This window comes from Lactobacillus huangpiensis (assembly GCF_019972815.1).
Taxonomy (GTDB): domain Bacteria; phylum Bacillota; class Bacilli; order Lactobacillales; family Lactobacillaceae; genus Lactobacillus; species Lactobacillus huangpiensis.
Genome location: NZ_BPPA01000010.1, coordinates 66,849 through 73,250, shown reverse-complemented (window position 1 = coordinate 73,250; position 6,402 = coordinate 66,849). Strand labels below are relative to the sequence as shown.

General features: G+C 31.6%; 5 protein-coding genes. 2 read left to right on the top strand and 3 right to left on the bottom strand.

The features are described from left to right. A partial coding sequence (locus tag LDM90_RS08390; protein ID WP_223896912.1) for a pectate lyase-like adhesive domain-containing protein occupies nt 1–2,701 on the bottom strand: 2,701 nt, incomplete at its 3' end. Nucleotides 2,702–3,607: 906 nt separating this feature from the next. Between LDM90_RS08390 and LDM90_RS08385 the strand changes: the two genes are divergently transcribed. Both LDM90_RS08385 and LDM90_RS08380 read left to right on the top strand, forming a co-directional pair. Next, on the top strand, nt 3,608–3,889 hold the full coding sequence (locus LDM90_RS08385; RefSeq protein ID WP_187160272.1) for a hypothetical protein: 282 nt from the start codon (nt 3,608–3,610) through the stop codon (nt 3,887–3,889). A 44-nt stretch (nt 3,890–3,933) separates the two neighbouring features. Then, nucleotides 3,934–4,389, top strand: a complete 456-nt coding sequence (locus tag LDM90_RS08380; RefSeq protein WP_045927969.1) for a universal stress protein — start codon at nt 3,934–3,936, stop codon at nt 4,387–4,389. Nucleotides 4,390–4,457: 68 nt separating this feature from the next. On the opposite strand, the gene LDM90_RS08375 is transcribed toward LDM90_RS08380, so the two are convergent. Beyond that, on the bottom strand, nt 4,458–5,585 hold the full coding sequence (locus LDM90_RS08375) for a helix-turn-helix domain-containing protein (protein WP_223896913.1): 1,128 nt from the start codon (nt 5,583–5,585) through the stop codon (nt 4,458–4,460). After that, nucleotides 5,569–6,243, bottom strand: a complete 675-nt coding sequence (locus tag LDM90_RS08370; protein ID WP_223898840.1) for a hypothetical protein — start codon at nt 6,241–6,243, stop codon at nt 5,569–5,571. The genes LDM90_RS08375 and LDM90_RS08370 overlap by 17 nt, the downstream gene beginning before the upstream one ends. Nucleotides 6,244–6,402 lie beyond the last annotated feature (159 nt).

The following is a 6,402-nucleotide window of genomic DNA, read 5'->3' as shown; positions in this document are numbered from 1 at the left end:
CTGCTGTTAAATCAAGCTCTGCACCTTCAACTTCATTAATTTTATCTTGAATTGCTTTAGCTGCAGTGTTTTGAGCTAGAGCTAATATGTCTTTAACGATAGGTCGAAGATTAGTATCTGTAGGTGATAATGCGAGGGACAGAGGATTGTATTCAACGAAATTAGCATCTGGATATAGTGCAATTGAAGATCCTTTTAATAGTTCACTCGTAGGAATAGTTATGGTAAACTTATATTCTTTAGTAATTTCATCGTAAACAGCTTTACCTGCAAAATGGTGTTCTAAAGGGAGTATTTCGTCATCTGTATCCACATATGGATCTTCATTAAATCCTTTAGGAATCAAAGTAGTTTCTTTTCCAGATGAGTCCTTAATAACAATTTTAATATATGGGTCAGTTCCTCCTGGTAGATTAAGAATCGAGTTAAATATGCCACTTGTATCTGGTCCATCTAAACTGTTGTCATAATTTTTAATATAGCCGGTTATTACAGCCAAACTATTATCAGGATTTGATTCATCATCAATATAATCAATTGTAACATCATTTTTGTCTGTATCAATATCTAAAAATCCAGTTGGATTAGCAGGCTTAAAAGCTATATTATTATAACCTGGATATTTTGAATTGCTGAGAGCGATTTTCATCGCATCTGCAAAAATATTGTCAAAGGTTTGTCCTATATAAGAGCCTGAGTCTGGGTCCAACTTAACTGCAATATCAGGATATTCCTTTAATATAGCCTGAACCTCTTGGTCAGCTTTAAGTTGGGACGCCAACTCCTTACTCAAAGTTCTTTTTCCATTGAGCATTTCAACTTTACCAATCTCCATACCATTAGATGTATGTTTAACCTGCAAAACATGAAAAGGAGGTATAGTAAGTTTTTTATCTAAATCTTCTTTATCATAAGTTAAAATCTGACGAACATTTGTAATGTTAACCTGATTATTACCAAAAATAGTTGTTCCTGGATTTTGGTTCAAATGTGCATCTAATATTAAAGAAGTGGGATTGTTTATAGTTAAATCTCCTGGTGCATCAATTAAAGTAATGGCTTCATTTCCGGCATCACCTTGCAGCTTTACATTAAGAGCACTGTTTTCAAAGTCTCCTTTACCTTTAATGGAAATTAATGTTCCCGAGTAGTCACCCATATTTTCACCAGTAACATTTAAAGCGGCATTTGGTTTAACTATTAAATTGCCCGAATCGGTAATTAAAACATTTGAATTATTTCTTGATATATTTCCGTTAGTCTTAACATCTACTAAGCCGCCGGTCTGATCAAGGTTACTATCTATTACCAAACTGCTGTTTGAATCACCTAAATAAATAGCTTGGGCAACTTTGTTGTCACGTGTTCCCTTATAATCTGAACTACCTATGTTAATGGCTAGATGTCCTTTAACATTTACTGAACCACCATTAATCATAATTCCATAAATCGTCCCATTTTGCCCAGAATCAGGATTAAAACTACCATCACTATTCTTAAGGGGGTTCAATGTTACTTTTGCACCTTTAGCTATATAAACATTGCAATTTTTACCTCTCATTTCAATAGCAGTACCATTTAAAGTATTACCTATAAATTCACAACCTTCATCAAAATAAAGTGAATTATCAGAATTGGTAAATTCAAAGATTTGTGAATTATTGACTGCACCATTAGCTTGAGAACCATCAACAGGACTATTGTATGGACTCTTTTTTTGATCAGCAATTACCTTATTTTTTATATGTATTTCGTTATGACTACCTACATATAGTAATTGATTACCATAGAATTCAACGTTATCAAATGTGATTAAAGCAGTATTATCTTTACTTGCATTATAACTATAGTGATCTGTTCTAACTACTCCATACCAGTCTGAGCTCCATATTTTCAAATTCTTAAAAGTTATGTCTAACTTAGAATTACCTACTAGATCAGGATGTCGACCCTTAAAATCAATAATATGTTTTTTATCATCTCCTGATTCAATGACAAGCTTATGTCCCGTAACATTAAAACTTTGTTCCGTTCCGGTGCTAGAAGAAACAATATCTTTCATAATACTTATTTTAGAGATATTTGTATCTTGAAATGCCTTCTCAAATTGATCCCAACTGTAGATTTGGGCGACACCGTTTTCAACCTTTAAATCATTACTTTCCTTTTTATTAATCTTGTTTTTGTCTGTTACTCCATTAGTATTATCTTTTGAAGTTGCATTATCAGAATTGTTATTATCCGAATTATCTTTGTCAATTGGATTCCTGTCAGCAGTATCGTCTTGACTTTCTTCTCCGGAGATAGTTGAAGAAATATTTTCATTATTATTATTGTTATCTACTGTTGTATCTTTATTGTCGCTGTCAATCTTATCTTCAGCAATCTGACTATTAGACTTGTTTTTATCATTGGCATTCTTGGGCTTGCTATCCTTAGTGTCTCTTAAAAAAGAACTCAAACCTGAAAAAGTTGACAAATTAGTCTCAGTATTTGAATGATCCTCGTTTGATTTCTCACTTATTTGCTGCACAGATTTAACCGTATCAGCTTTTACGCTTTGACTATTTAAGCCAAAAAATGTAAAACCTAGCAAGACAGAAGCTGCACCAATACTCAGTTTACGAATTGAAAAGTGGTCGTGCTTATCTAGCAACTCCATTTTTCTTAATCTTTCATGATAATTATTTTTACCAAGCATATATATATCCTTCCTAAAAGTATGTATGATTATTATTTCCGAATACTATTCTAGGATTGAAAATTTTGATTGTCAATATAATATCTTAAAAAAATATTGTATTTATAAATAACGATTAATAAAAAATTGATAAATTTAAAAATCTCAAAAATACAATTAGTGCTAATTATTTCATAAATCTAAAATAATATTTAAAAAAATAACATTATTAAATACAATAAAAACTTATATTTTTCAATTAATATTAAATCACAAAGAAAATCAAATTTATTAAAAAAATTATTAAACTATTTGTTTTTTTATGTTTAGAGCACTTGCAAAACAAACCTTTTTTTGATTAATACGTTATATTATGAAGGGTTACAAAGATTGAAAATTTTAGCTAACTGAACTAAGCTCAAAAAAAACAAGTAAAAATAATTCTCTCTCATGCATCTATAGATTTAATAACGTAATATAATTTTTATCTTCCCATCCTTAGCAATAAAAAACAGTTTATTATAACTTATTTGTATTATTTTAAAAGATAATAATAAATGATTAGATAACATTCAACAATAAATAATTATCATTTTTGATTAAAAAATAAAAAACTTTTCACTAAAACCGATAATATTTGCTCTTTCTTGACAAATATCAAAAAGCTTAGTAGTATAATAATTGATCTGAGTTGATCGACTAGCTTAATTGTATAAGGTTGACCGGTCAAACATAAGACATGCGAGATAGTAAATAACTTTCGAATCGGAAGACTATCTATTGCGATAGGATCCACATTCGTTGCGATACGTCTCATTTTTTGAACACTGCGGGTTCAACAAGCATTGTTTTGCTATGTTTCGATGACTCGGATTTCTTGAGAATATTAGGAAACGGTCTGCGGACCGTTTTTTGTTTGGAGATTTTATGGCTATAAAAGTTGTTATCACAATATATCTAGCAATATTACTTTTGACTGCCTTTTATTTATGGCATAACCGCCACAGTCATTTTCTGATTTATAATAGTAAAAACATTTCTAATTTCAGCTCTATAATGTCATGGACTGCAGTCATCTTGCTTTTAGAAACTTTGCTAGGCTTGATTTTAGTATTTCAGGCAAATAAGTATCTGAATTTAATTACGTTAGCTCTCAGCAGCATCACTATTTTAATTTTTAGTCTTATACTTAATCAAAAGGGTGATTAATTGCACTAAAATTTGGTAAAATAGTGGTAAGAGAGGTGTTTTAAATGATGAAACAATATCACCGTATTCAAGTCGCAGTTGATGGCTCCAAGGAAGCCGACTTAGCTTTTAAAAAAGCTATCGCCGCAGCTAAACGGAATGATGCTGCGTTGGAAATTCTGCATGTCATTGATACCAGATCTTTCCAAAATGTTTCCAGCTTTGATTCAGAGATGGTTGAACAAGTATCAAATGATGCTAAGGAAAAATTGCAGAATTACTACAAGCAAGCTACGGAAGCTGGCGTAAAGGAGGTTCACTATTCGATTGAATTTGGAGCTCCCAAGGCAATCATTGCCCACCAGTTTCCTAAAAAGCACCAAATTGATTTAATCGTATTAGGAGCTACAGGTCTGAACGCTGTTGAGCGCATACTAATCGGCAGTGTAACAGAATATGTTACCAGAACTGCTGATTGTGACGTCTTAGTCTGTCGTTCAAACGAAAACTTAACCAAGTAAAAAAGCATTTCATCGCTGAAATGCTTTTTTTGTGTGGCTATACCTTATATAATCCAAAGCTCATATTTTCATTTGACTAACCTTAAATATGGTTTAGATGAGGAATTAGTATTATCTTCAATGAAAGACGTTCTAAAAATAGCTTCTAGTTCTTCGATAGGCAGACCTGAAATTGAAATTAAATCCTGCTTAGTTACTAAGTTTGCATCTAATAGCATACCTAAAGCAGTTTTGAAAATACTTGGATGTTCTTGTGGTAACTTATTATCATCAGGTTCATGTTTCCTCCAATGATTTTTTGAAATTTGCTTTTGCAGATAAATGTATTGGTTTTCGGATAATAAGTGCAATTCATTGGCTTTATATATTAAAGCAGCAATAGAAACGTTCCAGTATAATTTAGCTTGCCTAAAAAAATTCATACTACCAGCCACTAAATAGTCAGTAAAAGACTCATCAGGAAGTAAAAAGTAGGAAGCAAATTGATTAGCTTGTTTTTCTAATAAGTTCTTATATTTATTGTTATTCAGGTCAAAAACATTTTCAACACTATTATGTAGTAATATGTGTCCTAGTTCATGTGCCAAGTTGAAGCGTCTTCTCATAACAGATTCATTATTATCTGTTAATGCAATAAGTGGCACATCATTTATACGTGTAGAAACTGCATCCATTTTTCCACTATGCATAGTCGTTTCAGTAATAATAATACCATTTGCCTCCATAACATTAGTAAGATTTTTAATTGGACCACTTCCTAACTGCCACATCTTACGTGTTTTCGAGGCTAAACGCTGGACTATTTCTGGAGTAATTTCTTCAATTTTAAGATTTAATGGTTCAGGGATATTCAGTTGAGGTAGTTTGATGTACTTAGATATATATAATAAACTTTGAGCAGCCAATTCTAATCTAATTTTTTGCATTTCCCTTAACTTGTTTGTACTTGCAGCTTGACTTCTAAAAAACACAGTACCCATTGGAATAACAATATCTGGTTTTCCAAAGAAATAAACCGGAAATTTTAAAGCATTTGCAAGTTTTAAAATTGATTCTCCACGAGGCTTAGTAGCACCTAACTCATACTTACTGATTGATTCCCGCGAAAGAGAAGATTTAGCAGCCAATTCTGTCATGCTAAGTCCTCTCATTAGTCTGGCTTTTTTAAGTTGATTAGGATTAAATTTGACCTCCATTTTTCTTCTCTCTTTCTAACATGAGTTTTACTTCTTTTTGAAATTCCAAGTCAATTTCTTTCTGTTCTGTAGCACTCACAGCTTCAAAAGTAGTAAGCGAATTAGTAATGTCTTTAATATCTATCCAAGACGTAACTCCATCATTAGGCATTCCAATGTTTACATAATCTAATTTATATTTAGTACCACCGTATGTAACCATTAAGTACATTTGATCAGGGCTAATCATATCCTGTTCTAGCGGAGGATTTTCAAATAATGATAGTTGTGGATAATCAAATGGAACTCCGCTATTAATATGGCTCTGCTTTGTTCTATTGACTGCCTTAACTGGAAGACCTTTTTTGGAATTGGTTTTATGTACAGTGATTATGCTATTTTTATGTTCAATAACCAAATAAGTATAACCGTTTTCGGGAATTTGTATAGTTTTTAGCTTAAAATCAATCTTTGAGTTGAGAACATCACGCTTGAGCACAATATCAACAAATATGTGACGCAAATATCCATAGGAATTCCTTGCATCACGCAACTGCAATTCAGGTTCTCTTTTTACTAATTCACTAAATGAACTATAACCCCTTCTAATAGAATTCGTAAGAAAACCTGATAATTTCGGATCAGCTTGATTATTTAAAAAGTCTTCTAGTACAGTCATTGAACTTCCTTTCCATTTTTACTGTTTATAGGTTGCTTGATGTATATATTTTTACTTTTTTGGACATTTTTGTCAAGTTTTGTATAAATTAAGTCTTTCTCAATTTTAAATTCGAACCACAGGAATAAAACTGATTTTAAGAAAAACGAAAACATAACC